This window comes from Burkholderia gladioli, assembly GCF_000959725.1.
Lineage (GTDB): Bacteria > Pseudomonadota > Gammaproteobacteria > Burkholderiales > Burkholderiaceae > Burkholderia > Burkholderia gladioli.
The window spans coordinates 3,584,961-3,609,699 of the sequence record NZ_CP009322.1 but is presented as its reverse complement, the minus strand read 5'-3'; the positions used below and the strand labels follow the sequence as shown (position 1 = coordinate 3,609,699).

Here is a 24,739-nt window from a genome sequence, read left to right as displayed (position 1 = left end):
TTCACACGCAACGCTCAATACGACACCAGTCACTGTCGCCTGACGAGCCGGATAACAAGCCGATTGATCGCCCACATCACGACACCGCCCCCGGCAATGCTCGCGAACAAGAAGAGAAAGAAACCGATCGGCTCGACATCGTCCGCGTGCGCGATCACATCCATCCCGAGCATGTCCATCGCTGACTCGATCCACCAGGCTATCGGCGTCTCGATCGGCAACTGCATGAACCATCTCGTGAACAGCAGGCCAATCGCGACCGCACCGATCACGTTCAGCGCGTATCGTCCGAACTTCATCACTTCACCTCAATGAAACCGTACGCTTTCGTGTCGCTGCCAGGAATCGGCACTGTCGCTCCCTGCGCCCGAATATAGGCTGAGATCCGGTCGAAGTCGTTCTGATCCTGTATTGCTATACACCCTTGGCTACGGCCGAAACGACCATTCGGGTGGAGGCGAAACGCACCGCGACGAGCACCGTTGAAGACAGTCGTGTCATCGACTCTACCGTCATCCCGATAAAGCGCGAACCATTTATTTCGATCGGTACCGTAGAAATTTGCACGTGCAAAGTCGTAAAGCCAACCCAGCCGCCCACCTGATTGCCTATCGACGATGTAGTAGCGCCCTGGCGGAAGCGGCCCCAACCTGGATTTCGCGGTCGATCCGGGCATGTTGCGATGACCGGGCATACCACTGAACGCCGGCACCGTACTCAAACCCATACATGTCAGCCCGGACATCGGTTTGCCATTCAAGATGAAAGTGCAGATCGCCGCCATGAAAAGCCCCCCTCGGTTGCAATCCCGAGACGCTATCAATGGCACGTCGCCCACTCAACCGAAACTCCCCGTCAAACCCCCAAACGCGACAACGTTACGCACAAAACGCGCTGCGCTGGCTTGGATAACTTTGGGCTGCTCCAACTCGCAGCGCCATGACGCCGCGGACTGCGCGGTGTGCCTCGGCTACCCGGGCAAACCACCCCGCACAACCGATCACCACCCATATCACCGACAACTACATTTCCTCAGGACGCGTTCATCCATCTCTCCGCCTGTCGCAATCGATCATTGGCTGTGTTCCGAGGTAGATGCCCTCAATCCGCTATCGGCAGCCTGGGACGAGCGGACGAGCGACGTAATTTCGTGGTTCATCGAACTTACGCCATACAGAATATTTCGTTTAACTTCGCGATGTCTGAACTAGACAGATGACATTGAAATCATCGTTTCGGTCGAATCATTCAAGCTCGATGTAGTTACTCAAGCGACGAAATCAACTGAGCTCCGCACTCCGTCAGATCGTCGTGAAAAGCCATGAGGACATCTTCCTGGATTGCGATCACGATACGCTATCAAGGACACGTCTCCCACTCGATCGGTATAGCCTCTGGTGCTTCCAACCGCGACAACGTTACGCACAAGCTGAATTGGAGACGCTTAGAGGCCAGTTCAAATTCGCCAGGATGAGCTTGTTTGCCTCCCGGGCGGGTTCCAGGCACCACCGTTTCGCAGATGCCAATGGCATTCTCGTCGTCACGACCCTGGCCGGTCCAAACGCCAACGACGTCACGCCACAGCTGCTTCTCATCGATGCGCTTTCCCAATTCGTGTTGTGCGTGCACGAACTCGTCGGAAGCCTGGTGCCGTCTACGCTGATCGAGAAGATGATCCCGTGCGGCGCTGGCGAGTGTTGCGCGAACGTGGCAGCAAGGCCGTGATCGTGAAAGCAGGCTTTTTTACCGTGTTCCCTTGCCCCACCTCACTCAGAACGTCGCCCACTCGCCGCCCTCGGCCTTCACCGGCGCCCGCGCCGGCTTCGCCGCCTCCCTGCGTTGCACCGCCCTGTCCGCCGTGGCTCGCACCGGCGTGGTCTCGGCAGCCGCCCGAGGCCGCGATTCGACCTTGAATATCGATACGGCGGCCCGCAGGCTTTCCGCCTGGTCCGCCATCGACTGGGCGGCTGCCGTGGCCTGCTCGACCAGCGCGGCATTCTGCTGGGTCACCTCGTCCATCTGCGTGACGGCAACGTTGACCTGCTCGATCCCCGTGCCTTGCTCGGCCGAGGCGGAAGCGATCTCGCCCATGATGTCCGTGACGCGCTTCACCGAGCGGACGATCTCGTCCATCGTCGCTCCGGCGTTCGACACCAGCTGCGAACCCGCCGCCACATGAGATACCGAGGTCTCGATGAGCGCCTTGATCTCCTTGGCCGCCACCGCGCTGCGCTGCGCCAGGGTCCGTACCTCGCCGGCGACCACCGCGAAGCCGCGACCCTGCTCGCCTGCCCGCGCCGCCTCGACGGCCGCGTTGAGCGCCAGGATGTTGGTCTGAAACGCGATGCCCTCGATCACGGAAATGATCTCGGATACCTTCTGCGAGCTGGACGTGATATCCGCCATCGTGCCGACCACTTGCCTGACCACCTCGCCGCCCGAGGAAGCGGTCTGCGAAGCCGCGGCGGCCAGGGTGCTTCCCTGGCGGGCATTGTCCGTATTCTGTTTGACCGTCGAGGTGAGCTCCTCCATGCTCGCGGCCGTTTCCTCGAGCGAGGCGGCCTGCTCCTCGGTGCGCTGCGAAAGATCGACGTTCCCCTGCGCCACTTCCCCGGCGGCGATGGAAATGGACTCCGCCGATGTCTTGATGCCCTGGACGATCGAGGCAAGCTTGGCGCGCATCGTCTCCAGCGATGCCATCAAGCTGGATGAATCACCGCGCGTCACCGGCAGATCGATCATCAGGTTGCCGTCGGCGATCTGGGCCGCCGCATACTGCGCCATCGACGGCTCGCCCCCCAGTTGCCGCAGGATACTGCGCGCGATGAGGATGGTCGTGCCGACCGCAACGAGCAGCGCGCTGCCGGCGATCACCGCGATCAAGGCGCGGACGTTCGAGTAGGTCGCGATCGCCTCCCGCTGCGCCTGCTCGTTGAGTTGATCCTCGAAATTCGCCAGCTCCACCGCGCGAGCGAGCCATATGCGCTGCGCAGGCCGGGCATTCTGCAGGAGTTCCCGGGCCGCGGCCGCCGCATCATTGTTCAGGGCGAGCTGGACCGATTTCCTGAAGGGCGGCATGGCCGCCGCTTCATCCTGCTTGAGAGCGGCCAGCAAGGTCCTCTCGCGCTCGGTCGTTCCGGCCTCATCGGTAAACATGCGCGACAACTGCTGATAGGCATCCGCATAGATCCGCTCCTGTTGCGTGATGCGATCCGCCTCCCGCGCCATATCCTGCGGGTCGGTCACCAAGGCCAGGTTCCGCACCGCGATCGCACGATCCTGGATCGATGCGCGAAGCTGGTTGGCAAGCCGGGCTTCGGTGTTGTTCACGCGCGCAATGCTGTCGAGCTGGCTGTTGAGCTGTCCGAGCCCGTAGAACGCGCCCGCCGCGACGGCCAGCAACAGGATCGTCAACAATCCGAATCCGATGATCAGGCGGCTGGATACTTTCATGTTTTTCATTGCGGCTCCCGAGCGTCGTCAGATATTTCTTACTTTTTGTTTACGGCTCGTAACTGTCCGGCTGAAGGGGGATTTACAATCCGATCACCTCGGAATTTGCCTTCGCGCAAACGCCTTCGTCCCCTGCCGCTCGAAGGCGGACGAGCCGCGGGTCTTCGTGTCAATCAGCAGAGGAATGGCGGCACCCCGGCAGGCTGATCGGCCGGCAGTGATCATGACGAGGGGCGAAGCGGGAATCTTGCCGTCAAACGCCGGCCGCGCCATCGACGTCGAGCGCCAACGCCGCATACGTCGCGAGCCAGTGCTCCGCCATGTAGTTGCCGCCGACATGAGGAAACGCCACGGCCCAGTGCCGGCCGGCGGCGTCTCGCATCGCGCTTGCCCTGCTGTCCTCGGGGGGCAGCGAGCTTGCGAGCGAGCGAAAGCACCAGGCCCGGCTCAGGTTCAGCCCATTGAGATGCGTGATGCGGCCATCCGCGTGGTCGCTCACGACGGCGGGAACGAACAGGCACGATGGCTGGCTCGCGGCCAGGCGCGGCAGGAACTTGTCGAACCAGACGGCGAACTCGCGAGCGCCCAGGGCGCGCCGCATGCATTCAGCCTCCATCAGGCACGGGGAAAGGAATTCGTCGAGGCTCGGCTCTCCCCAGGCCGGACAATCCTCGTCATCGGCATACCACCGCGTCGCCGCCTCGGCCAGTTGCGTCCTGAAGACGAGGTCGCCGACGGCATCCGCGTAATCGAGCGCGAGGCGCACGGCGAACGCCGTGTTGTGATGCGTCCCGGCCCGAATCGGATAGATCGCCTTGGGAAGAAATCGCTGGAATCGCTCCCGTATCATCGTCGCCAGCGGCAATAGCGCCTGGGCCCAGCGCAGCTCGTGGTGAGCGTGCAGCTCGGCGAAGAGCTTGAGCAACCATGCCCAGCCATACGGCCTTTCGAAATTCCCGCTCAGCGGGTTCCCGAAATACTCGCACTCCCGCTCGACCTTCTCCGGCGTCAACGAAGCGTCGAACAAGGCACGAATCCCGGCCGCGGCCTCGAGGTCGGGAAACCGGCGCAGCAGGCTGGCAAGCAGCCAATAGCCATGCACGCACGAATGCCAGTCGAAGCTGCCGAAGAACACCGGATGAAGCTGCCGCGGCGCGCCGATGTCCTGCGGCCCGGACATCACATGGCCAGGACTGCAAGGGTATTCGCGCGTGACATGGCCCAGTGCCAGGCCGGCGAATTGATCGGCAAGCTCGCGCGTCAAAATCGAAGACATAGAGAGGAGGGTTTCAATAAGATCAGGCAGCCCTGCCATACCGCTCCAGACGCTTCGCGACTTCGTCGATCACCCTCACGGGAGCGACCTCCAGCTGCGAATCATGCGTCGTGAGCACCTTGGCGAAAAGGCGGAATGCATCGCCATCGAAATGGAAATGCCCTTGCCGGCCGGAGGAGAACGCGTGGTTGGCGATCTTTTCCAGATCCTTGTACGACGCGTCCTCGATATCCCCGTACCCGAATTCGCACAGGATGCCCGTGGCGATCACCGTCCTCATCAGGACCTGGAGCGCGATCAAGGACCCCACGCCGGCATGCAGCGCCTCGAGCTGGAGGTGATACTCCAACGACAAGGCGTCGCGTATCGGCCTCGGCAAGGGCAGCAGTTCCGTTTTCGCCTCACGCTGGCTGCGGCTGGACTGGCTGAGACGACGAGCCCATTTATTCACTTTCCATTCCACCGGCAACGCACCGCCTCGACGGCCATGACTACGCGGTGCCTCCGACGGTCATTTCATCCACCCTCAGGGTCGGCTGACCGACGCCCACCGGGATCGACTGCCCTGCCTTGCTGCACGACGCCCTGCCGGGATCGCAGGCCAGATCGTTGCCGACCAGGCTGATCTTGCGGATCGTGTCGGGGCCGTGGCCGGTGATCGTCGCGCCCTTGATCGGCGCGGTGATCCGGCCGTTTTCGATCAGGTAGGCCTCCGACGCCTCGAACACGAACTGCCCGCTCGTGATGTCCACCTGGCCGCCCTCGAGGCCCGCGACGTAAATGCCGTTGCGCACCGACTCGATGATTTCCTGCGGTTCGTGGTCACCGTTCAGCATGAAGGTGTTCGTCATGCGCGGCATGGGCGGCGAGGCGTAGCCCTCGCGGCGGCCGTTTCCGGTCGGCTCCATGCCCATCAGGCGCGCGCTCAGCGCATCCTGCATGTACGCGCGCAGCACGCCGTTCTCGATCAAGGTCGTGCGCCGCGTCGCGCAGCCTTCGTCGTCGATATTCAGCGAGCCACGGGCGCCCTGGAGGGTTCCGTCGTCGACGATGGTCACGTTGTCGGCGGCAACCTTTTCGCCGAGGCGTCCCGCGAAGGCGGAGGTGCCGCGGCGCACGCCATCGGCTTCCAGTCCATGGCCCACCGCCTCGTGCAACAGCACGCCGTTCCAGCCCGGGCCGACCACCACCGTCATGTTCCCGGCAGGCGCCGGCCGTGCCTGCAGCTTGGTGAGGGCGGCCGTCACGCGTTCCAGCACGAAGGCGCGGAGTTCGTCATCCGTCCAGGTATGAATACCATGGCGCCCGCCGATGCCCCCGCTCGCGCTCTCCACGCGCGCGCCCGACCTCACGCGCACATTGATCCACAAGGCCAGCAGCGGGCGCACGTCGCCGGAACTCAGGCCGTCGCATCGCGCGATCCAGACCGTTTCGTGCACGGCGCTCAGCACGGCATGCACCTCGATCACGCGCGGATCGGCGGCACGGGCGATCTCGTCGAGCTTCTTCAGGAGCGCGATCTTGTCCGCGCCGGCCATGGTCCCCAGCGGATGGGCCGGGTCGTAGAACGAGCGTGCCGATGCGACCGGCCTGCCCTGCATCGTCGCCGAGCCGTCCCGCGCGTTGCCGCTTCCGGTTTCGCGAAGCTGGGAGGCGACATGCCGCAGCGCCATCGTGTCGATGCGTTGCGAACTCGCCAGCGTCGCTTGTTCCCCCTTCAATACGCGCAGCCCGAAGCCCGTATCGCAACGATACGAACTCGCGCGCACCGCCCCGCCTTCCAGCGACCACGATTCCACGCTGGTTTCCTTGAGGAAGATATCGGCATGCTCCCATCGCCGGCCGAGGGCGACGCCCATCGCCGAAAACAGCGCCGCCTCGTCGACACCATGCCGCTCCAGCAGGGTGTGCCGCGCCAGCGTGCGAATCTCCTCGTGGGCCGGTCGCAATACCTGCCACTGCTTCATGTCACTCATGCCTCAAGCCCCCCCAATCCGCATTGCATCGATCAGCCAGGACCCCGAGCTCGCCCATCCCCTCGTCATCGCATCGCTGCCGATCGCCTGTAGTCCGCCGAACATCCGCCGCAGGTTCGACGCTATCGTGATGCCGCCCACCGGGAACCGGATCTCGCCGTTTTCGACCCAGAACCCCTTGGCGCCACGGGAGAAGTCCCCCGTCAAACGGTTCACGCCGCCCCCCACCATTTCCGTGACCAGCAACCCGCGATGCAGCTTGCCCACCATCGCGGCGAAGTCGTCGCCGGGCCGGGTCCGCGTGCTGCTCAACACGAGGTTGTGAGGTCCATGGCCGTTTCCGGTGGGCGGCAAGTTCAAGCGGCGCGCCGCGTAAAGCCCGAGGAAAAACCCGCGCAGGCGCCCCTCTTCCACCACCTTGCGGCGCCAGCCCGGAATGCCGTCGCTGTCGAAGCAGCGGCTGGCCATGCCGCGTTCGACGAACGGATCCTCGGCGAGCTCGACATGCGCCGGAAACAAGGACGAATCGATGCCATCCTTCAGGAACGACCCGCTCCGGTAGAGCGCCTCCCCCGAGGCTGCGGACACCAGCTCGGAAAGCAGTCCCAGCGCCGCCGAAGGCTCGAAAAGAACCGGGCATTGCTGGGTGGGAACCTGGGTCGCGCCAAGCGCCTCGGTTGCCCGCCTGGCGGCCAGCGTCCCGACCTCTTCCGGCGTCGCGAGATCGTCGAATGCGCGACTCGCATGGCTCCAGACACCGATCTGCTTCTCGCCGGCGCCGAACGCGACCGGGGCGCATGCGATCGAATGGACCGACCACGGCGCCGTCGCGACGAAGCCCATGGATGTCGCCAGCAAGGACATGCCCGACACCGTTCGCACCGTCGCGCCCTTGGACGCCTTGATCGAAGGGTCATGCGCCAGCGCCGCATCCTCGACGCGTTGCGCATGGGCGCCGATCTCGTCGAGCGTCCAGTCCAGCGGATGATGGAGATCGAGATCGGGAAAAGCCCTGGCCAACTCGCATGGATCGGCGAAGCCGGCCGCGGGATCGGGCTCGGTCGCGGCGGTACTGTCGATTGCCGCGCGAACGATCTTCTTCAGCCCTTCGTCCGACAAGTCGGACGATTTCGCGAAGGCACGTTTCCCGTCGCGAAAGACCGTCACCGTCATCTCCAGGGTGCCGCTGAAACCGCGATCCGTCTGCACCCCGTTCGTCACGGTAACGATGCGCGATTCGGCGGCCTCCATCTCCACACGCGTTCCCTCGGCGCCCGCCAGCCGCGCGAACTCGATCGCGCGCTCGGCCGAACTTTCCAGTTCGGCGGCGACGTTTTGCAACTGCGTACTGCTCGACTGCATCAGCCTGCCTCCTCCGCTACGCGGCATCGTGTCATTGCATGCCTCAGGCGATCTGCCTGGTGAGCGAAATCAGCAGGTCGCCGATCGCGCGGCCGCGCTCGCCCAGGGCACGATGGCCCTCGTCGTAATGAGACCGGAACCGCTCCATCAGTTGGGGATCGATCTCCGCCACCCGCTCGCCCATCGCGCTGCCTCGCGGCGGCTCGACGCCGGTTTCGAGTGCATGCTTGAAAATTCCATCCGCGAGCTGGGCAAAGCGGGAATCGTCCGCCGCGCTCCAGTTGCACTTGGCCTGCAGGCTCTTCCAGACGAAACCGGAAACGGCGAACACGAAGTCCTTCAGCATGTCCGGATTCCTGGCCAGGGAGGACGAGGCCACCTCCAGCACGCCGGCCGCCCTGGCTGCCGTGCCTTCGCCGAATTCGTCCGCGGCGGCCTTGGACGCCTGCTTGAGATCCGCCCAATTCGCCTCCGTCACCGGGGAGCCGTCCGTTTCCGCCGTGTGCAGGGAAACCAGCTCGTCACGAATCGCCAGCAGCCTCGATTCCTCGTTGAGCGTGTCCGTGACGATCTGGCTCGACAGGATCGACGTCAGCAGCCGGCCCGGCAACCGGGAGAGGTTCGCCCCGACGGGCACGCTTTCCAGCCAATCGGCCAGGAACACTGCGGCATTGAGATGCGTGCCTCGATAGCTCGACAGCACATTCACCGCCTCGACGACATCGCTGGGGATGCCCAGCGCGCTCGCGCATTCGTCCGGATCGGACGACCCGACCACGAAGGCGAGCGCACCGCTGATATTGTCCGGCCACATGGGCGTATCCGGGGTAGCTTGCTTGCGCTCCAGATACTCGCGCAAATGCGCGATCCGAGCCGCCTTCGCCTGCGAATCGCCGCCGAAGGCGCGTAGCGTGAGTTCGGGCTTCGCCAGTTGCGTGGCGGTTCCCAGGTGCGCGTCGAGATAGCTCGCCAGTTGCGTGGCCGAGCGGTTCCCCACGATGCGCCCCGCCTCCTGGCCGCCGTTCACGAGCACCAGGGCGGGAATACCGCGCACGCCGAAGCGCTCGCGCAAGGCGGGATGCTCGTCGACGTTGACCTTGACGATGTCGACCTTGCCTTCGAAGTTGCGCGCCACCTTCTCGAGCGTCGGCGCCAGCGCCTTGCACGGCCCGCACCACTCGGCCCAGAAATCGATCAGCACCGGGCGGCTGTTCTTCATCACATCGGCCTCGAAGCTCGCTTCGGTCACGCTTTTCAAATCGCTCATTTCACATCCCTATTCGTTGGTTCGGTTTCATCGGACGCCTGGTGCCGGCAAGGCGCGGCTTTGCGACGGCATCCGCGCCTCATGCCGGGAAAGCAGACGGCGCCGGGCCTGCCAGGCCTTGTGCAAGCGCGGATGCCGGCTCCGGTGAGAAGTCGACGGTTTTCTGGTGAAAGGCCAGCAGTTCCTTTCGATGCGCGACGCTCACCACCGTGGCGTGGGGCAAGCGGTCGATCAGCAGCTGATAGAGGTTTCGCTCGCTTTCCGGGTCGAGCGCCGAAGTGCACTCGTCCAGGAAGATCGTGGAGGGACAGGCCAGCAACACGCGCGCAAACGCCACCCGTTGCTGTTCTCCGCCGGAAAGCCGGTCGCTCCAGCGATCGGCGTCCAGCATCGACGCGGCGTGGACACCGAGGCCGCAGGCGTGCAGGACTTCCTCGCAACGGCTGTCGGTGTACATCGATTCATCGTGGGGATAGGCGATCGCGGCCTTCAAGGTGCCGGCGGGAATGTAGCTGCGCTGCGGAACGAACACCGCGCCTTCGACAGCGCGGGTGATCGCGCCTTCGCCGTAAGGCCAGAGGCCCGCGAGTGCCCTGAGCAGCGTGCTTTTCCCGCTTCCGGAGCGACCGCGGATCAGGCATCGCGAACCCGGCGGGAGCGAGAAGTCGGGCACGCGGGCAAGCTCCGTGCCGCCTGCGTCGCGCAGCACCAGCGCCCTGGCGGCAACCGTGCCCGCCTTGCCGGCGCTCACCTCGATGCCGCCCTGCGCCTCGAGCGCGTTGACATGAAGGAATTCGCGAAGCCGGTTCGCTTCCGCGCGCCACGCGGTGAATCCCAGATAGGCCTGGGGAAAGAACGCCAGGGAACTGGACACGGAATTGAATGCAGCGTTGGATCGCATCAGCCCGCCCAGCGTCAGCCCCCCCGTCATCAGTTGCGGCAGCACCAGCAGGGTAGGCACCACCGAGCTGACCTGCCCGACGATGTTGGTAAACAGCGAGACCCGCGTGTTGACCCAAAGCAGCGCATAGAGATTCGAAACGACCTGGCGAAACGCCCCGTTCAATCGCTTGCCTTCCGCGCCGCTTCCATCGAAGAAGGCAATCTGCTCGGCGAACTCGCGCACCCGCACCATCAGCACGCGGAAGTCGCCCTCCACGCGGTTCTGCTTGGCATTGAGGGTGATCAGGCGTCGGCCGAGCAGGTGCGTGGCCCAGAAAAACAGGCCTTGATAGAGAAAGACGGCATAGACCAGGTATCCATGGATTTGGTACGTGTGCCCGCCGATATCGAGATCCAGGGAATGGCCAATCGACCACAGGATCACGCTGAAGCTCACGATGCTCACCGGCACCTGAAGCACGCCCATCGACAGCAGCAAGGTGTCCTTGACGAACTGCTTCGCGTCCTCCGCGATACGCTGATCGATGTTCTCGAGCGCGCGGTCGCGCTCGATGCGGTAGTAGGTATGGCGGGCCAGCCATTGATCGGCCAGCCAGGTCGTCAGCCATCGCCGCCAGCGAATCTCGACGATCGACTGCAGCACCACCGTCGACATCGTGAGCGCGGCCGCGGCCATGGACACCAGCAGGAACTGCAACAGCAGGCTCGGCAGCGCCTGAAACCTCCCGGATCCCACGGCGTCGTAGAACGTGCCGGTCCATCGGTTGAGCCACACGGCGATATAGGTGTGGCTCCAGCCCGCGCCGAGCACGTAGGCGAGCATCAAGGCCGACAGCATGCCCTCCCTGGTGCTCCAGTACGGCTTGATCAACTTCCAGACGGTGGGAAAGTGACGCCGGGCATCCCGATCCTCGGCGCGATCCGTCGGGAGTGCCCGATTCCTGATCATTGCTGTCCCTTGTCCGGCTGCATGACGAAATTGATCTTGTTCAGCCCTCCGCCCTGCAGCGCCGCGAGTATGGCGGCAACCTTGCCGTACTCGACGTGCTGATCTGCGTTGATGTTGACGGCCGGCGGATCGCCCTGTTTCGCGGCCGCCGCGACGCGCAGCTTCAGCGCCGCGTCGTCCACCACGTCCTTGTTCCACAGCACCGTCTTGTCGGCCGTGATCGACAGATCGATGTCCTGGGTTTTCGATTCGGCAGGCTGGGCCGCGGCCTTGGGGAGATCGACCTTCACCGCCTTGTTGATGACCGGCAGCGTCACGATGAAAATGATCAGCAATACCAACATGACGTCGATCAGCGGCGTCATGTTGATGTCGTTCATCACGCCTTCGTCGTTGTTGCCATCCATGAGAATCGACACGATAGGCTCCCGATCAGGCGGCGGCGCCGACGCGCTTGCTCGCCACCGGCGCCGCGGGCGCCTGGCGAACGTCGCCGTGGGCCTTGGCGCCCGTGATGAAGTACACGTGCAGTTCATGCACGAACCGGTTCAGGCGATGGCTGACACGCTTGTTGCCGCGATTGACGTAGTTGAATCCGAGCACGGCGGGAATCGCCACGAACAGGCCGATCGCCGTCATGATCAGCGACTCGCCCACCGGGCCCGCGACATGGTCGAGGCTGGCCTGGCCCGAGGCGCCGATCGCCATCAGCGCGTGATAGATGCCCCACACGGTGCCGAACAAGCCGACGAAGGGCGCGGTACTGCCGATCGAGCCGAGCACGGCCAGGCCGTTTTGCAGTCGGGCGACCTCGTCGTCGAAGGCGTTGCGCAGGCCGCGGGCCACCCATTCGCTGGCGCTCAGACTGCCTTGCAGCGATGCCCCGCCGCCGGCCTGCTGCTCGTTCGCCTCGCGGCCCGCCAGCGCCATGGCGCGATAGGGATTGTCGGCACCGTCGCCCAGCGCCTTGATGCCCTCGTCGAACGACGGGGTGGACCAGAAGCGCGTCTGCGCGCGCTTGCCCATGGTCTCGAGGCGCCGATTCGCCAGTCCCTTGGTCACGATGACGAACCAGGACACGACCGACATGCCGAGGAGAAAGACAAAGATGAAGCGGGTGATGAAGTCACCCTGCTGCCAGACGTTGGCGATGCCGTACTGTTCCATTTTTTGCTCCGTTGATTCCAGGTCAGTCATTCAGGTTGAAGGCGATCGGCTGCTCGGCCTCGACGGCGCGGGCAATGCCGGCGGTCGTATAGGGCTGGCAACGCCCGGCCTCGATCGATGTCAGCGCCGCCGCGTCCAGCAGCGGGTAGCCGCTGCTTCGTGCGACTCGCGCCGTCTTGACCGCGCCGTCCGCGCCGATGGTCAGCCTCACCAGGACCGTGCCTTCCTGCTCGAGCCGCCTGGCCTTCGGGGGATAGTCGGGCCTCGGGATCCGGCAACCGAGTTGCTTGAGTTCCGCGCTGCTGATCTGCTTCGGGGTATCGAGCAGATTGGGCCCGGGTGCGGGTGCGGGCGGCGCCGGAGCGGGGGCCGGTGCCGCGGTGGGCGTCGGCACCGGCGGGGGGGGCGCCGGCTCGACCGGTTTGACGGGCTCGGTCTTGGCGGGCGCGACGCTCCGCTCGGACGGCGCCTCCGAGGACAGCAAGGGTGCCGTCTTCCGAACCACCGGTTTCTCGATCGGCCTGGGCTTGGGCTCCGGCGGCCGCTCGGGCCTGGGCTCGGGCCTGGGCTCGGGCCTGGGCTCGGGCTTCGCCACGGGCTGCGGCGTCGGCGCGGCAACCAGCCTGACCTGCACCGAGGCACCGGCGGCCCGGTCGGCCTCCAGCCTGATCAGGTGCACGCTGTGATGAAGGATCAGGTACAGCCCGAGTCCGTGCACCATCACGACGGCAAGCGCAACCGCCGCGCGCCTCCACCGCGATCGCAAATTCGCCAGGTGCTCGGAGCCGGACATGCCGCCGCGCCAGGGCCGAGTCTCGAGGGTGTCAGAAATCATAGGTACCGGTGAGCATGACGGTCCGCTCCGGTCCCATCGGGATCAGGGTAGAGGTCGTGCTGCTGTAGTAGAGCTTGCGATTGAATACGTTCTTGACCGAAAGATTCAGGCCGTAACCCTTCTTCCGATAGAACACGCCGAGGTCCGTCTCCACCTGGCTGGGGATGCGGTACGCCGAGCCCGAACCGATGTACTGCCCGCTCGCGAAGAACAGCCCCGCGCCGACACCGAAACCCTGGAGCTTCTCGGAGCGGAAGTTGTAGGTGGCCCACAGGCTGGCGCTGTTCTTGGGCAGGTTCACCGCGAGCTTGGTGCCCGAGGGCTGCACGAAGTCGTTGTACGTGTAGCTGCCGATCAGGTTGACGCCGGGCAGCGGCTGGCCGCTGATCTCCGCTTCGAATCCCCGGCTGACAGCACCACCGGCGGGAAGATAGAAACCGCGATGGAGCGGATCGGCGACGTTGTAGTTGCTGAACGAGGTGCGGTAGGCCGAGGTCGTGATGGCCAGCTTGTCGTCGAGCAGGTTGAACTTCATGCCCACCTCGACCTGCTGGCTGATCTGCGGGGGAAGCAAGCCGCCGCCGAATTGCATCGCCGTGCCTGGCTGGAAGCCGCGGTTGTAGCTGGCGTAGGCCGCGACCTCGGAGGTCAGTTCGTAGAGCAGGCCGAGGCTCGGGCTATAAGCGTTCTGATGGTTTCCAGCCGGTGGGTTACCGGCGTAGTTCGCATGTGTCAGATACGTATCCCGGCGCACGGACGCGAGCGCATGGAAATTCCGGTAGGAAAACTGATCTTGAAGATACAAACCGGTTTGGGTGTAGAAGCTCGCCACATCCGGCGCCAAGCTTGCAACGTCGGACGTCGGGAACACAAAGGATCCGAATACATTCGGAACCGAAATGAATTTCGTGGCCGTGGCGTCAGACTGATACTGGCTGTAACGGAGCACATCCCATCCCGCTATCACCGTATTTTTCACTTCGCCGATATTGAATTTGCCACGCAGGTAGTTCTGAAAACTCCAACTGTAGAAATCCGAAAGCGAATCGAAACTCATGAACGTCGCGCCATTGGTCGCCGAGAGCGGCGAGACCGGCGTCCAGGCCATCTGCGTCTGCTGGCTCCGTGTGTAGGACGCCTTGCTCACGAAGGTCAGCGACGTGCCGAGCTTCTGCTCGAGATGATAGAAAACATTGTCGGTTTGCGCGCCGAAATGGTCGGATGGCGAGCCCAGCGGCCTGTCGATATAGTTCCGATAGATATCGCCCTTGGCATAGCCGATGGTGAATGGGGGAACCGGCTCGCGGTCGACCGTGCGCTCATAGCCCACCGTCAGATCCGTGGTCGAATCCTTCCATTGCAGGGTCGGGGCGAAGTAGAAATTTCTCTCGCCGTCATATCCCATCGAATTCTGGCCGACCCGCTCGCCCGAGATGATGAAGCGATACCGGAGCTTCTTGTCGTCGGTGATGGCGCCCGTGCTGTCCAGCGCGATCTGCTCGCTGCCGTAGGAGCCGTAGCCCACCTGGATTTCGTGGAACGGATCGGCCTGAGGCGTCTTCTTGACGAGATTGATGACGCCCCCCGGCGGACTGTTGCCGTTCACGATCGCCGACGGCCCCTTGACCACTTCCACGCTCGAGATGGCGATGGTCGGCGTGACGTTGGGTGCCGAGCCCACCGTGGCGAGCCCGTCCGAGGTCAGGTTGGATGCCGAGAACCCGCGAATCGTGTAACTCGGCACGCCGAGCGGCCCCGGCCGCGTGACGACACCGGAAGCATTCCTCAGCACGTCGGAGAGCGACTGGTCGGCCTGGCTCTGGATTACCGCCGCGTTGATGACGCTGACCGATTTCGGCGTCTCGCTCAGCGGCACGTCCGAGCGCGCATAGGTGGACGACGATTCCGCGACGAAGCCGGTACCGCCGGAATCCCGGCTGGCCGCCACGCTGATGAGCGGCAGGGTGGTATCGACCTGCGCCGTGGACGTGCCGGCAACGGTCGTGGCCGCGGCCGTCGCGGCTGTCGCGGCCGTTGCCGCCTTCACGTCCGCCTTGACGTGAGCCAGCGTGTAGCCGCCGTTGGCCGTCGGGACCAGGTCGAGGCCGGTGCCCTGCAAGGCCTTGCGGATCGCCGCCTCGCCTGAATAGGTACCGTCCACCGGAGCCGACTTGAGCGACTGCACCAGGGCAGCGTCATAGCTCAGCGGGAGATGCGCGACCTTGGCGATCTCCACCAAGGTGCGATCCAGCGGACCGCTCGGTAGATGATAGGTGTGCTGCGCCGCTTGTTGCGCATCGGCCGCGGACACCATGAAAGTCTGGGCAACCGCCATCGCGATCGCCATTGCCGCAACATTGCGAGCCATACCCCTGCCGTTCAACTTGATCCCCACGATGACACCCATCCCCTAGTCGGTTGTATTTCGGCAAAACGCCTGTCTAGTCCCACATGAACGAAGGTCGAAAAGCGGCGGACCGCAACGGCATGCCCTTGCGCCCCTTCACTCCCGGCTTCGCTCGAGGCCGCTGGCTACAGCAGGCTTGCCTGCCCCTCACCCACACGAAAAAGTCTAGCGATCCTGCTCGGAATGCTTTTTTGAAAGAATTCGTCTTTCGCGCCATTTGCGGTTTTTTATTCCCGCCGAACGCCCCGCCCTTGAAAATTCCATCCGCGTGCGAATTCCGCAGACCAGGAAATCAACAAACGTAATCGAGCGGCAGCCTCGTCGTATGCTTGATGGTCTCCATCGAGAAACTCGAGCTCACGTCGAAGATCTCCAACTCGCTGATCAGGCGCTTGTAGACGCCGTCGTACGCGGCGATGTGCGGAACGACCACCTTCAGCAGATAGTCGATATGGCCGCTCATGCGGTACACCTCGATGACCTCGGGGATGCCGGCGACCACCTCGCAGAAGCGCCTGAGCCAGGCTGCCGTGTGCTGCGCGGTGCGGATCTCGACAAGTACGGTCACGCCGACATTGAGCTTCTCGGCGTCCAGCAGGGCGACGCGACGGGCGATGATGCCGTCCTGCTCGAGCTTCTGTATGCGGCGCCAGCAGGGCGTGGTCGACAGATGCACGCGATCGGCGATTTCCGCCACCGAAAGCGTGCTGTCCTCTTGCAGGACTGTCAGGATGGCCTTGTCGATGTGGTCGATCACAGTTCCCCCTTCCGGGACAAGGGTGGCGTCCGGCATTCGGACACCTTCATTCACCTTGTGCAACGAAACGGGAAAAGTGACACCGGGAAGGGAAAAAATTTTTCGGCCGGGCCGGGCCGGGCCGGGCCGGCGGTACTCGACCTCAGGCCGCCGAGGCGACGGCCAGGACCTTTCCGTACACGGCAAGGGAGAGTCCCAGGCCGTTGGCCAGCTGGCGCAGCGCCGCCTCGGCGTCGTCGAGCGGAAACACGCCGCTGACCCGGCGGGCGAGCGCGATCTGGGGAAACCGGATATAGCCGCCGTAATAGCGGCCCAGCGTCTCGAGAATGTCCGGCACGGGGCGATCCAGCACCACCAGGGTGCCGCGCCGCCATGCGAAGATATCGGCGGCCGTCTCGGGCATGCGGACGATGCGCCGCGCCGACAGCGACCAGACCGAGCCATCGTCGGCGCGCAGGCTGCCGCCGCCCGGCGAGGCGAGGGTCGCGCCGCCGCCCTGCACCGCGACCACGGTGTGATAACGCAAGGCATCGACGCTCAGGCGAGCGAGACTCGTGGCCGCCGTCCCGTCCTTCGTGCGCACGATCCGCCGCGAGGGGCTCGTCGTGGAAGGCGTCGTCAGGATCTGGCCCGATGCGAGGTAGACGTCGCCGCGTATGCCATCCTGCGCGGAATAAACGCGTGCCGACGCCCCGAGTATCATCGGCGTGCCGTCATCCAGCGCAACCGAGCGCGGCGCCAGATCGCCATTGTGGTAATCGGCGTCCAGCGAAAAGGTCCTGACCAGTTCTCGCGTTCCGATCGCGGCCAGGGCCAGCGCCCCCACGCCCGCCCCCGCCTTCAACATGCGGCGTCTTGCATGAGAGGGTTCGTTCAGCGCGCTTCGTACCGCCGCGCCGGGCGCTCCCCGCAAGGAGGAAAACCTCGCCAGCCCTTCCTGGAGGCGGGTCCAAGCCTGTTCATTGGCGGGATCGGCGCGGCGCCACGCCTCGAAGCCTTCGCGGTCACGCTGCGTGGCGTCCTCGGCTCGCAGGCGCACCTCCCAATGGACGGCTTGCTCCACGGCGGATTCGACCGGACCGGCACCGCGCGGGATCTTCAACTGATCAGAAAGCATCGGGTAAGCGCCTGGGCGATGTATTTGCGGACCATGCTGGTGGAGACACCGAGTCGAGCGGCAATCTCCGCATAAGTGAGGCCGTCGATCTGGCTGTAGATAAAAGCACTTTTTGCTTTCGGTGACAATCCATCGAGCGCCTGATCGATCAGAAACAGGGCCTGGGAAATCTCGACGATCGATTCGGCGGACGGCGCGACCGGCTCCTCGACGTTGAGGAGCGCCTGCTGATAGGCGCGCTCGAGATCCCGGCGGCGCCACATCTCGAAGGTGAGGCGCTGGGCGATAACGGTCAGGAAGGCACGCGGCTCACGCACGCCCTGCAGGTCGTCGACGCCGGCGAGCGCCTCGAAGGACGAGGCCGCGAGATCCTCGGCATCGGCCGGCGACCCGACACGCCGCTGCAGCTTCGCCTTCAGCCAGGCATAGCTGGCCCGAAACTCGTCGGCAAGCCATGAGGCGCGGGAAGGGGACGACGCCTCGTCGTTCCCTTCCCGCTTCTCGATCGGCTGTACTGTCGGGCCGCTGCTCATGTGACATTTTCCACGCGATGGCGCAATGGGCGTGCGCTGCAGGATGCCAATCATCTGCCCAAACGCAACGTCATACCCCGCTAGGTCGATGTCGTAGTATGCCATTTCAAAATCGCCCTGTATCGGCGCGATACCAATCCAAAACCCATGGTCGCCCCGGCGATTCGCGACGCCGCGGCGAAACCGGATCAATCATGTAGCACAGCTATGTTTGTCGTCGGTGGGTCCCCGTGCCTCGATCGGCTTCGGCACGCGCATTCGCCAGCCCCCGGCAGATTCCCAAGTCGAATACTCTGACGAATGCGGCACGGCCGGCAGGCTCGGAATGATGCCCTGATCCGGACCCGCCCCGAGGCGCGCTGCATGGATCGGTGTGCCTACCGCAGGTTGCGGCATCTCGGAAGGCGGCTTCCGCCACCCGGGGCAAGCCGCCCCGGACAACCGGATCGCCCCCCGCCTCACCGGCAACTGAAGTTCGCTGCCGAATTCAGGTCGCCGGAGCCGTTGTACCGCGCCACTTGCGGATAAGGACACAGAGGCCGCGTGCGCCCCACGCCCCATGACGCCGGTACGTCGGCATTCGGCACCGCGTTCGTCGCATCGCGAGCCGCGGCCACGATCGCGGCCGGCGCCTGTCCCTGCTCGACCCAGGCCACCAGCGGCGTGAGCATATCGAACTGATCCGCCGCCGGCCCGCCCGAACAGTGGTTCATCCCCGGCACCGGATAGAAGCGCACGAAGTCCGCGGCACTTCCGCCGTTCGCCTGAGCGACACGCTCGTACCAATCACGCGTATCGTCGAACGAGAACACTGGGTCACCCGTGCCGTGATAAACGAACATCTTCGCGCCTCTCGACTTCAGCGCGGACAGGTTCGTCTCGTCAGGCGGCGTCATGAACGACCACGCGGATTGCGTATACGTGCCGTTCGTCGCGAAGATCGCCGGCGCGTCCGCATCCATGTCGAACCCGAGCGCGAAACCGGCCAGGTTCGCGAGCGTCGCGGCGCTCTTCGGCGGCGTCATGAAGGTGAACGCCATCGCGGCCGGATCGAGCGTGATGGAATTCGACTGCTTCCACGCCGCCCAGCCGCTGCCCGCGATGCCGGGATCGTATGGAAAGCCCGCATAAAGCGCCGTCCCCGCGCTGTTGCGCGCGCCCGCGAACACATTCTCGAGTGCCGTCTTCTGCTCGCTCGTCAGGCACGCTCCCGTTCGCGTACCGCCAACACAGGTCGGAATATCCGTCTCGACACTGAAATGCGCCTGGCAAGCGGCAACGTCCTGCACCATCCCGTCGGCCACCCCATCCAGCGCATCGCATTTGTCGAGTATCCTCGCCCCGACAAACTGCCGTTCCGCCGCATTGAACCCACTGCCGATATCCGGCAAGCCATTCGCCCCCGTCGCCGACGCGATCCTGGCGAACTGCTGCGCGCCATACATCTCGCCGATCGCCGCCTTCGGCAAATGGAAACCCGGATCGCCCGCGATGATCCCGTCGTAGTCGCCCGCATTGCGCACGGCCGTCACCATCGCATGACGCCCGCCGTTCGAGCAGCCGTCGAAGTAGCTGCGATCGGGCGCCTTCCCATAAGCCAGCCGTATCACCTGCTTGGCCATCGGCGTGAGCGCATCCACGGCGGCGTAGCCGTAATCTAGCCGCGCCTGCGGATCGAGCCCGAACAGCGGGTTCTGAGCGGCGCCATGCCCCGAATCGGAGCTGATCACCGCGAAGCCCATGTTCAACGCATCGTTCAACGGCCCGCCGCCGCTGATCTCACCAGTCGCGGTCACCACGTTGCCGTCCAGCCCGCCGTTCGCCTGGTAGAAGAAGCGTCCGTTCCACGCCTTCGGCAAGCGCATCTCGAAGCCGATCGCGTAGGTCTTCCCATCGACCGCGCTAACGCGCTCGTTCATCTTCCCTTCGATCACGCAATGCTCGGCGATCGGCTTGCCGGCCACCGTCAACGCACCGGCCGAAGCGGTGGTCACGGACGTGAACGCGGTATTCGCATAGGCGAGCTTCGCGGCGAGCGCATCGCAGCTCTGCGTCATCGCCGCCGGCGTCGCGGCGCTCAGATGCGAGGGCGCGGCGTTGGTCGTGCCATCGCCGCCACAACCGGCAAGCCCGACTGCGAACAGCGGCGACAAACAAAGGAATGCATATTTTCGGTTCAAGATATCCCCCTCGTTTCAATCTGCCGGATCAGAACATGTGCTTGACGCCGACCATCGCGCCGAGCTGCCCCATTCCCGCGCCGGGCGTCGTGCCGGCACCGCCGCCGCTCACCGCGTAGCTCGCGTGTGCGCTGTTCCACAGATACGAGGACTGCGCGTAGACCGAGGTCCGCTTCGACAGCAGATAGGTCGCGCGCAGCGTCGCCATCGTCGCGCGCGTGTCGTGCGCCGCGTTGACGATCCGATATCCCTCGCCATCGACGATGAAATCGGGCTTCACCGCATACGAAGCACCGAGGAAGAAAAGATCCGAATGCGCGCCGGCCACGCTCGGCGAACCGGTCGACACGCGCCGCCCGATCCATCCCGCGCCGATACGCGCACCCGCGGCCTGCGCATAGGCGCTCACATGCACGCGCGCGTCCTTGCCGGCGCTGCTGGTAAGCGCGGCCGGGGCCACGCCATCGAAGAAGTTCGCCGCCGCGCCGGTGCCGCCGCGCTGCTCCTCGTACGAAGCCGCCGCGCCGAAATACGCGCTGTCGTACTTCAGCATCACCGACATGTTTCGACATTCGACGGTATTGCCGGGCACCTGCCCGGCGCAGGTTCCCTGCCCAGGCGAATTGCCGGTGCCCGCGCCGTCGCGACCGAACGAATAGGCGGCGCCGAGCGTCACGCCGCGATAGGTGCCGATATAGCTCACGGCATTGTCGGCACGTCCATTCGGCACATAGGCATCGAGCGAGCCGAGCCCGTAGATGTCGGGGCCGATGATGTCCGCGCCCTGCAGCGCGAGATAGGTCATCGTGTACTGGCGGCCGAACGCGAGCGTGCCGAAGCCGCCCTTCAGCCCGACGAAGGCCTGCCGCCCGAACAGCCGGCCGCCCTGGCCGAGATCGCCGCCGCGCACGTTGAAGCCGCTTTCCAGCGTGAAGATCGCCTGATATCCGCCGCCGAGATCCTCGCTGCCACGCAGGCCCCAGCGCGACGGCAGCTCGCCCGTCACGGCCGGCATCCGCACCACGTGGTCGCCCGCCGCGTTCGCGTGCGACACGAATTCCACGCCCGTGTCGATGATGCCGTACAGCGTCACGCTCGACTGCGCGTGCGCGATCGGCGCGACCAAGGCGCAGCCCGCGCCGGCGGCCAGCAGGCCGTTCCTGATGTGCTTTTTCATCTGCTTCGTCTCCATACCTTGAATAAGCGCGCTCTGACGGCACGCATCGGGAAAACCGGAAAAGCTCAGTCGCGGGCCTGCGGACGACGGATCAGCAGCAGCGCGGCCACCGCCGCCACCAGCGTGACGGGGATGCTCGCGCCGATCACGATCGGCGCGCTGCGGCCGGCGGCCAGCAGCGTCGTGGCCGCCAGCGGCCCGACCACGGAGCCGAGCCGCCCGACCGCCACCGCCGCGCCCACGCCCGTGCCGCGCATCGCGGTGGGGTAGTAGATCGCCGCCAGCGCGTACAGCACCGACTGACCGCCGATCACGAACATGCCGGCCGCGAACGCGGCCGCCGCCAGCGAGGCGAAGCCCGGCGCCGCCGCCAGCGCGGCCAGCGACAGCACGATCCCCGCGTACATGCCGCCCACCACGCGCGAGGCGCGCATCCGGTCCAGCGCCGCGCCGATGCCGAGCGCGCCCAGCCCGCCGCCGACGTTGAACGCCACCTGCACCAGCCCGACGTGCGCGCGGTCGAGCCCGCGCGCGGCCATCAGCGACGGCAGCCAGTTCAACAGGAAGTAGAGGACGATCAGGGTGCAGAAGTAGCTGATCCACAAGGCAAGCGTGGCGCTCGCGCGGCCGCCGCCGAACAGCGTGTGGGCGACACTCGCTCGCGCGGCGCGGGTGCCGGCCACGTCGAGATAGGCGCGCGATTCCGGCAGCAGCACCGCCAGCACCGGCACCAGCAGCAAGGGCCCGGCGCCGCCGACGTAGAAGATGTGCCGCCATTCGGTATCGCCGGCGAGCAGCACGCCGATCAGGGAGGCGATCACGCCGCCGAACGGAATCCCGCAGTACATCGCGGCCACCGCGCTGCTGCGCGATCGCGGCGGCACCGCTTCGGACGACAGCGCGATCAGGTTCGGCATCGCGCCGCCCAGGCCGATGCCGGTCAGCACGCGCACCACGACGAGCATCGCGAAGCTCGAGCTCTGCGCGGTGGCGATCGACAGCAGCCCGAACAAGGCGACCGAGGCGATCAGCACGCGCTTGCGCCCGATGCGATCGGCCAGCCGCCCGCCGAGCATGGCGCCGGGCAGCAACCCGAAGGTGCCGGCGCTGAACGCGATGCCCATCTGCGACACGCTCAGGCCGAACTCCCGCGCCATGCGCGGCGCGGCAACGCCGACCGACTGCAGGTCGAGCCCCTCGAGCAGCGCGATCGCGAAGCAGAGCGCGAGCGTGGTCGCGACCGCCGGCTTTTCGGCAACGTAGGTATTCATCGATGTCTCCAATCCATGTTGTCTTGTCGTCGGCGCGTCTTGCCGGGCGCCGCGGTTTTTATCAGGCAGCCTGATCCACCGGCCGTAAAAAAGCCTGCCAGTCGCGTGGCCGGCAGGTCCTTGTTGTCCGTCCAGGACCGCGCTCAGGCGCGAATCACGTGGGGATCGTCGCGCGCCGGGTCGTACAGCGTCTCGATCGCCGCCGCGCGATGCTGCTGCACGGCCGCCTGGTTCAGCGACCCCTTGTCGGTCACCTCGCCGAGATCGAGCGACGGCGGGCTATCCATCAAGCGGATGCGCGCCACGTAGGTCGATCCGCCGCTCGCCTGCCGATTCAGCGCCGCGAGCCAGGCCGCGAAGGCCGCGCGCACGGCCGGCGCGCGCAGCACCTCGGCGGCCGGCGCGTCGGCGGCGAGCCCGGCCAGCGCCCGGCAGGCATCGAGGCGCGGAAACACCAGCAGGCCGATATCGTCGCGATTGATTCCGGTCACGACCACATCCTGCACATAGGGCGCGCCGCTCGACACGGCCCTCGCGCGCAACGGCCCGACGCTGACGAAGGTGCCGCTGCTCAGCTTGAAATCCTCGGTCAGCCGCCCGTCGAACTGCAGCCCGAGTTCGGGCCGATCGGGATCGGCGAACACCGCCGCGTCGCCGCTGCGGTAATAGCCTTCCTCGTCGAACACCTCGCGCGGATCGACCTCGGCGTGCCAATAACCGCGCATCACGTTCGGCCCCTTGAAGCGCAGCTCGAGCTTGCCGCCGCTCGGCGCGAGCTTCACGTCGCAGCCGGGCGCGGGCAGCCCGATATAACCGGAGCGCATCAGCGGCCCGGTCGTGAACAGGCAGGACGGCGAGGTTTCCGTCATGCCCAGGCCCGCCATGATGCGAATCCGCTCGCCGCAATGCGCGGCGGTCACGCGATCGAGCCGGTCCCAGGCGGCTTGCGAGAGCCCCGCGCCGCCGAAGAAATACAGCTTCACGCGCGAGAAGAACGAATCGCGCAGCGCCGCGTCGCCTTCGAGCGCGGTGGCCAGCTCCTCCCAGCCCTTCGGCACGTTGAAGTAGATCGTCGGCGCGATCTCGCGCAGGTTGCGCACGGTTTCGTCGAAACGGCCGGGCACCGGGCGGCCGTCGTCGATATACAGCGTGCCGCCGTTGTACAGCGCGATGCCGAGGTTGTGGCTGCCGCCGAAGGTGTGATTCCACGGCAGCCAGTCGACCAGCACCGGCGGCTCGCGCCCGAGCTCGGGCATGGTCTGGCGCAGCATCTGCTGGTTGCTGCACAGCATGCGATGCGTGGTGGGCACGGCCTTCGGCTGCCGGGTGGAACCCGAGGTGAACAGGATCTTCGCGAGATGGTCGGGGCCGATCGCGGCATGGATCGCGTCGATGGTGCGCGGCGCCGTGGCCAGCAGGCGCGAGAGCGGCAGCGCATCGCCGGCGGCGTCGGCATCGCGCGCCACGATCAGCGTCGCATCGGCCGGCTTTGCCGCGTCGAGCGCGCGCGCGAACCCGGCGCGCTCGGCGACGAACACCGCGCCCGGCCGCAACACGCCCAGCGTGTGGCGCAGCTTGCCGTAGTCGGTCGAGACCAGCGAATAGGCCGGCGAGATCGGCGCATACGGCACGCCGGCCAGCATTGCCGCGAACATCAGTTGCAGATGCTCGAGATCGTTGCCGGACAACACGGCGAGCGGGCGCGTCGCCGACAGGCCGAGGTCGACCAGCCCCTGCCCGATCGCGCGCGAGCGCTCCAGCATCTGGGCGTAGCTGATGCCGATCCAGCGGCCATCGTCGCCGCGGCGCGCCGCCAGCAGCCGATCGGGATGCGCCTGCGCGCCGCTCAGCAGGCGGTCGCTCAGGCGCGCGGGGTAGTCGCCGAGCGGCTCGCGCGCGCTCAGGTACCAGCTGCCGTCTTGCGCGCGGCGCATCGCGGCGGCGCCTTCGGCGACCGCCGCCGCGCGATAGCGCACGCCGTCGTCGGCACGTGCCGGCGCGGGCTGCGATGGGTTCATCGTCGCGTCGCTCATGTCGGACCGTGGCACGGCGTGGTCTGCATGGCGGCCCGCCCCGGCCCGCTGAATCCGGCGTTCGACGCGCCGGCGC

At 65.6% G+C, this 24,739-nt stretch carries 20 protein-coding genes and 1 pseudogene; 1 reads left to right on the top strand and 20 read right to left on the bottom strand.

Annotated elements, in window-relative coordinates:
* Nucleotides 1-29: 29 nt before the first annotated feature.
* Together BM43_RS15490 and BM43_RS38915 are read right to left on the bottom strand one after the other, a co-directional pair.
* Nucleotides 30-299, bottom strand: coding sequence for a hypothetical protein (locus BM43_RS15490; RefSeq protein WP_025097485.1), 270 nt, complete (start codon nucleotides 297-299; stop codon nucleotides 30-32).
* Nucleotides 299-784 carry a DUF2778 domain-containing protein gene (locus BM43_RS38915; RefSeq protein WP_080742112.1) on the bottom strand — a complete coding sequence of 162 codons (486 nt, stop codon included), beginning with the start codon at nucleotides 782-784 and terminating at the stop codon, nucleotides 299-301. Before BM43_RS38915 ends, BM43_RS15490 begins: the two co-directional genes overlap by 1 nt.
* 686 nt (nucleotides 785-1,470) lie before the next feature.
* Here BM43_RS38915 and BM43_RS15485 point away from each other — a divergent pair.
* Nucleotides 1,471-1,725, top strand: a complete 255-nt coding sequence (locus BM43_RS15485; protein WP_144417670.1) for a hypothetical protein — start codon at nucleotides 1,471-1,473, stop codon at nucleotides 1,723-1,725.
* Between the two features lie 45 nt (nucleotides 1,726-1,770).
* Here the strand turns inward: BM43_RS15485 and BM43_RS15480 are convergent, their stop codons facing one another.
* From BM43_RS15480 to BM43_RS15395, 18 genes and pseudogenes are all read right to left on the bottom strand, one after another.
* Entirely contained in the window at nucleotides 1,771-3,462 is a 1,692-nt protein-coding gene (locus BM43_RS15480; protein ID WP_036054820.1) for a methyl-accepting chemotaxis protein, read from the bottom strand.
* Nucleotides 3,463-3,706: 244 nt separating this feature from the next.
* Nucleotides 3,707-4,729 carry a DUF2891 domain-containing protein gene (locus tag BM43_RS15475; protein WP_036057006.1) on the bottom strand — a complete coding sequence of 341 codons (1,023 nt, stop codon included), beginning with the start codon at nucleotides 4,727-4,729 and terminating at the stop codon, nucleotides 3,707-3,709.
* A gap of 22 nt (nucleotides 4,730-4,751) precedes the next feature.
* Entirely contained in the window at nucleotides 4,752-5,192 is a 441-nt protein-coding gene (locus BM43_RS15470) for a Fis family transcriptional regulator (RefSeq protein WP_244107964.1), read from the bottom strand.
* Between the two features lie 28 nt (nucleotides 5,193-5,220).
* Nucleotides 5,221-6,696 (bottom strand): metalloprotease TldD, encoded by a 1,476-nt coding sequence (tldD, locus tag BM43_RS15465; RefSeq protein ID WP_042285252.1) that lies wholly within the window; start codon nucleotides 6,694-6,696, stop codon nucleotides 5,221-5,223.
* A 12-nt stretch (nucleotides 6,697-6,708) separates the two neighbouring features.
* Nucleotides 6,709-8,067 (bottom strand): TldD/PmbA family protein, encoded by a 1,359-nt coding sequence (locus tag BM43_RS15460; protein WP_036054822.1) that lies wholly within the window; start codon nucleotides 8,065-8,067, stop codon nucleotides 6,709-6,711.
* 946 nt (nucleotides 8,068-9,013) lie between these two features.
* Nucleotides 9,014-9,334, bottom strand: a pseudogene (gene trxA, locus BM43_RS42590) (thioredoxin); the annotation flags it as partial.
* 79 nt (nucleotides 9,335-9,413) lie between these two features.
* Nucleotides 9,414-11,186 carry an ABC transporter ATP-binding protein/permease gene (locus BM43_RS42585; RefSeq protein ID WP_036054825.1) on the bottom strand — a complete coding sequence of 591 codons (1,773 nt, stop codon included), beginning with the start codon at nucleotides 11,184-11,186 and terminating at the stop codon, nucleotides 9,414-9,416.
* Entirely contained in the window at nucleotides 11,183-11,605 is a 423-nt protein-coding gene (locus BM43_RS15445) for an ExbD/TolR family protein (RefSeq protein WP_013689054.1), read from the bottom strand. The genes BM43_RS42585 and BM43_RS15445 overlap by 4 nt, the downstream gene beginning before the upstream one ends.
* Nucleotides 11,606-11,618: 13 nt before the next feature.
* Nucleotides 11,619-12,353, bottom strand: coding sequence for a MotA/TolQ/ExbB proton channel family protein (locus BM43_RS15440; RefSeq protein WP_017920678.1), 735 nt, complete (start codon nucleotides 12,351-12,353; stop codon nucleotides 11,619-11,621).
* Between the two features lie 22 nt (nucleotides 12,354-12,375).
* The gene (locus BM43_RS15435) at nucleotides 12,376-13,146 is read right to left on the bottom strand and encodes an energy transducer TonB (protein ID WP_230676375.1); all 771 of its coding nucleotides are present in this window, start codon (nucleotides 13,144-13,146) and stop codon (nucleotides 12,376-12,378) included.
* Nucleotides 13,147-13,177: 31 nt separating this feature from the next.
* The gene (locus BM43_RS15430) at nucleotides 13,178-15,595 is read right to left on the bottom strand and encodes a TonB-dependent siderophore receptor (protein ID WP_042285248.1); all 2,418 of its coding nucleotides are present in this window, start codon (nucleotides 15,593-15,595) and stop codon (nucleotides 13,178-13,180) included.
* A 292-nt stretch (nucleotides 15,596-15,887) separates the two neighbouring features.
* Nucleotides 15,888-16,388: an Lrp/AsnC family transcriptional regulator gene (locus BM43_RS15425; RefSeq protein WP_017920929.1), complete on the bottom strand. Its 501-nt coding sequence runs from the start codon at nucleotides 16,386-16,388 to the stop codon at nucleotides 15,888-15,890.
* A 106-nt stretch (nucleotides 16,389-16,494) separates the two neighbouring features.
* Nucleotides 16,495-17,469 (bottom strand): DUF4880 domain-containing protein, encoded by a 975-nt coding sequence (locus BM43_RS15420; RefSeq protein ID WP_036054831.1) that lies wholly within the window; start codon nucleotides 17,467-17,469, stop codon nucleotides 16,495-16,497.
* Nucleotides 17,451-18,002, bottom strand: coding sequence for a sigma-70 family RNA polymerase sigma factor (locus BM43_RS15415; protein WP_013689048.1), 552 nt, complete (start codon nucleotides 18,000-18,002; stop codon nucleotides 17,451-17,453). Before BM43_RS15415 ends, BM43_RS15420 begins: the two co-directional genes overlap by 19 nt.
* Nucleotides 18,003-18,460: 458 nt before the next feature.
* Nucleotides 18,461-20,182, bottom strand: a complete 1,722-nt coding sequence (locus BM43_RS15410; protein ID WP_036054833.1) for a tannase/feruloyl esterase family alpha/beta hydrolase — start codon at nucleotides 20,180-20,182, stop codon at nucleotides 18,461-18,463.
* 28 nt (nucleotides 20,183-20,210) lie between these two features.
* On the bottom strand, nucleotides 20,211-21,359 hold the full coding sequence (locus BM43_RS15405; RefSeq protein WP_036057007.1) for a porin: 1,149 nt from the start codon (nucleotides 21,357-21,359) through the stop codon (nucleotides 20,211-20,213).
* 65 nt (nucleotides 21,360-21,424) lie between these two features.
* Nucleotides 21,425-22,630, bottom strand: coding sequence for a 3-(3-hydroxy-phenyl)propionate transporter MhpT (mhpT, locus tag BM43_RS15400; RefSeq protein WP_036054835.1), 1,206 nt, complete (start codon nucleotides 22,628-22,630; stop codon nucleotides 21,425-21,427).
* Between the two features lie 143 nt (nucleotides 22,631-22,773).
* Nucleotides 22,774-24,663, bottom strand: coding sequence for a feruloyl-CoA synthase (locus tag BM43_RS15395; RefSeq protein WP_036054837.1), 1,890 nt, complete (start codon nucleotides 24,661-24,663; stop codon nucleotides 22,774-22,776).
* Nucleotides 24,664-24,739: the final 76 nt, after the last annotated feature.

Excerpts from the sequence above, each read along its gene's own strand:
- BM43_RS15490 (WP_025097485.1), bottom strand. The coding sequence starts at position 299 with ATGAAGTTCGGACGATACGCGCTGAACGTGATCGGTGCGGTCGCGATT.
- BM43_RS38915 (WP_080742112.1), bottom strand. The coding sequence starts at position 784 with ATGGCGGCGATCTGCACTTTCATCTTGAATGGCAAACCGATGTCCGGG.
- BM43_RS15485 (WP_144417670.1), top strand. The coding sequence starts at position 1,471 with ATGAGCTTGTTTGCCTCCCGGGCGGGTTCCAGGCACCACCGTTTCGCA.
- BM43_RS15480 (WP_036054820.1), bottom strand. The coding sequence starts at position 3,462 with ATGAAAAACATGAAAGTATCCAGCCGCCTGATCATCGGATTCGGATTG.
- BM43_RS15475 (WP_036057006.1), bottom strand. The coding sequence starts at position 4,729 with ATGTCTTCGATTTTGACGCGCGAGCTTGCCGATCAATTCGCCGGCCTG.
- tldD (WP_042285252.1), bottom strand. The coding sequence starts at position 6,696 with ATGAAGCAGTGGCAGGTATTGCGACCGGCCCACGAGGAGATTCGCACG.
- BM43_RS15460 (WP_036054822.1), bottom strand. The coding sequence starts at position 8,067 with ATGCAGTCGAGCAGTACGCAGTTGCAAAACGTCGCCGCCGAACTGGAA.
- BM43_RS42585 (WP_036054825.1), bottom strand. The coding sequence starts at position 11,186 with ATGATCAGGAATCGGGCACTCCCGACGGATCGCGCCGAGGATCGGGAT.
- BM43_RS15440 (WP_017920678.1), bottom strand. The coding sequence starts at position 12,353 with ATGGAACAGTACGGCATCGCCAACGTCTGGCAGCAGGGTGACTTCATC.
- BM43_RS15435 (WP_230676375.1), bottom strand. The coding sequence starts at position 13,146 with ATGTCCGGCTCCGAGCACCTGGCGAATTTGCGATCGCGGTGGAGGCGC.
- BM43_RS15430 (WP_042285248.1), bottom strand. The coding sequence starts at position 15,595 with ATGGGTGTCATCGTGGGGATCAAGTTGAACGGCAGGGGTATGGCTCGC.
- BM43_RS15425 (WP_017920929.1), bottom strand. The coding sequence starts at position 16,388 with ATGCCGGACGCCACCCTTGTCCCGGAAGGGGGAACTGTGATCGACCAC.
- BM43_RS15420 (WP_036054831.1), bottom strand. The coding sequence starts at position 17,469 with ATGCTTTCTGATCAGTTGAAGATCCCGCGCGGTGCCGGTCCGGTCGAA.
- BM43_RS15415 (WP_013689048.1), bottom strand. The coding sequence starts at position 18,002 with ATGAGCAGCGGCCCGACAGTACAGCCGATCGAGAAGCGGGAAGGGAAC.
- BM43_RS15405 (WP_036057007.1), bottom strand. The coding sequence starts at position 21,359 with ATGAAAAAGCACATCAGGAACGGCCTGCTGGCCGCCGGCGCGGGCTGC.
- mhpT (WP_036054835.1), bottom strand. The coding sequence starts at position 22,630 with ATGAATACCTACGTTGCCGAAAAGCCGGCGGTCGCGACCACGCTCGCG.
- BM43_RS15395 (WP_036054837.1), bottom strand. The coding sequence starts at position 24,663 with ATGAGCGACGCGACGATGAACCCATCGCAGCCCGCGCCGGCACGTGCC.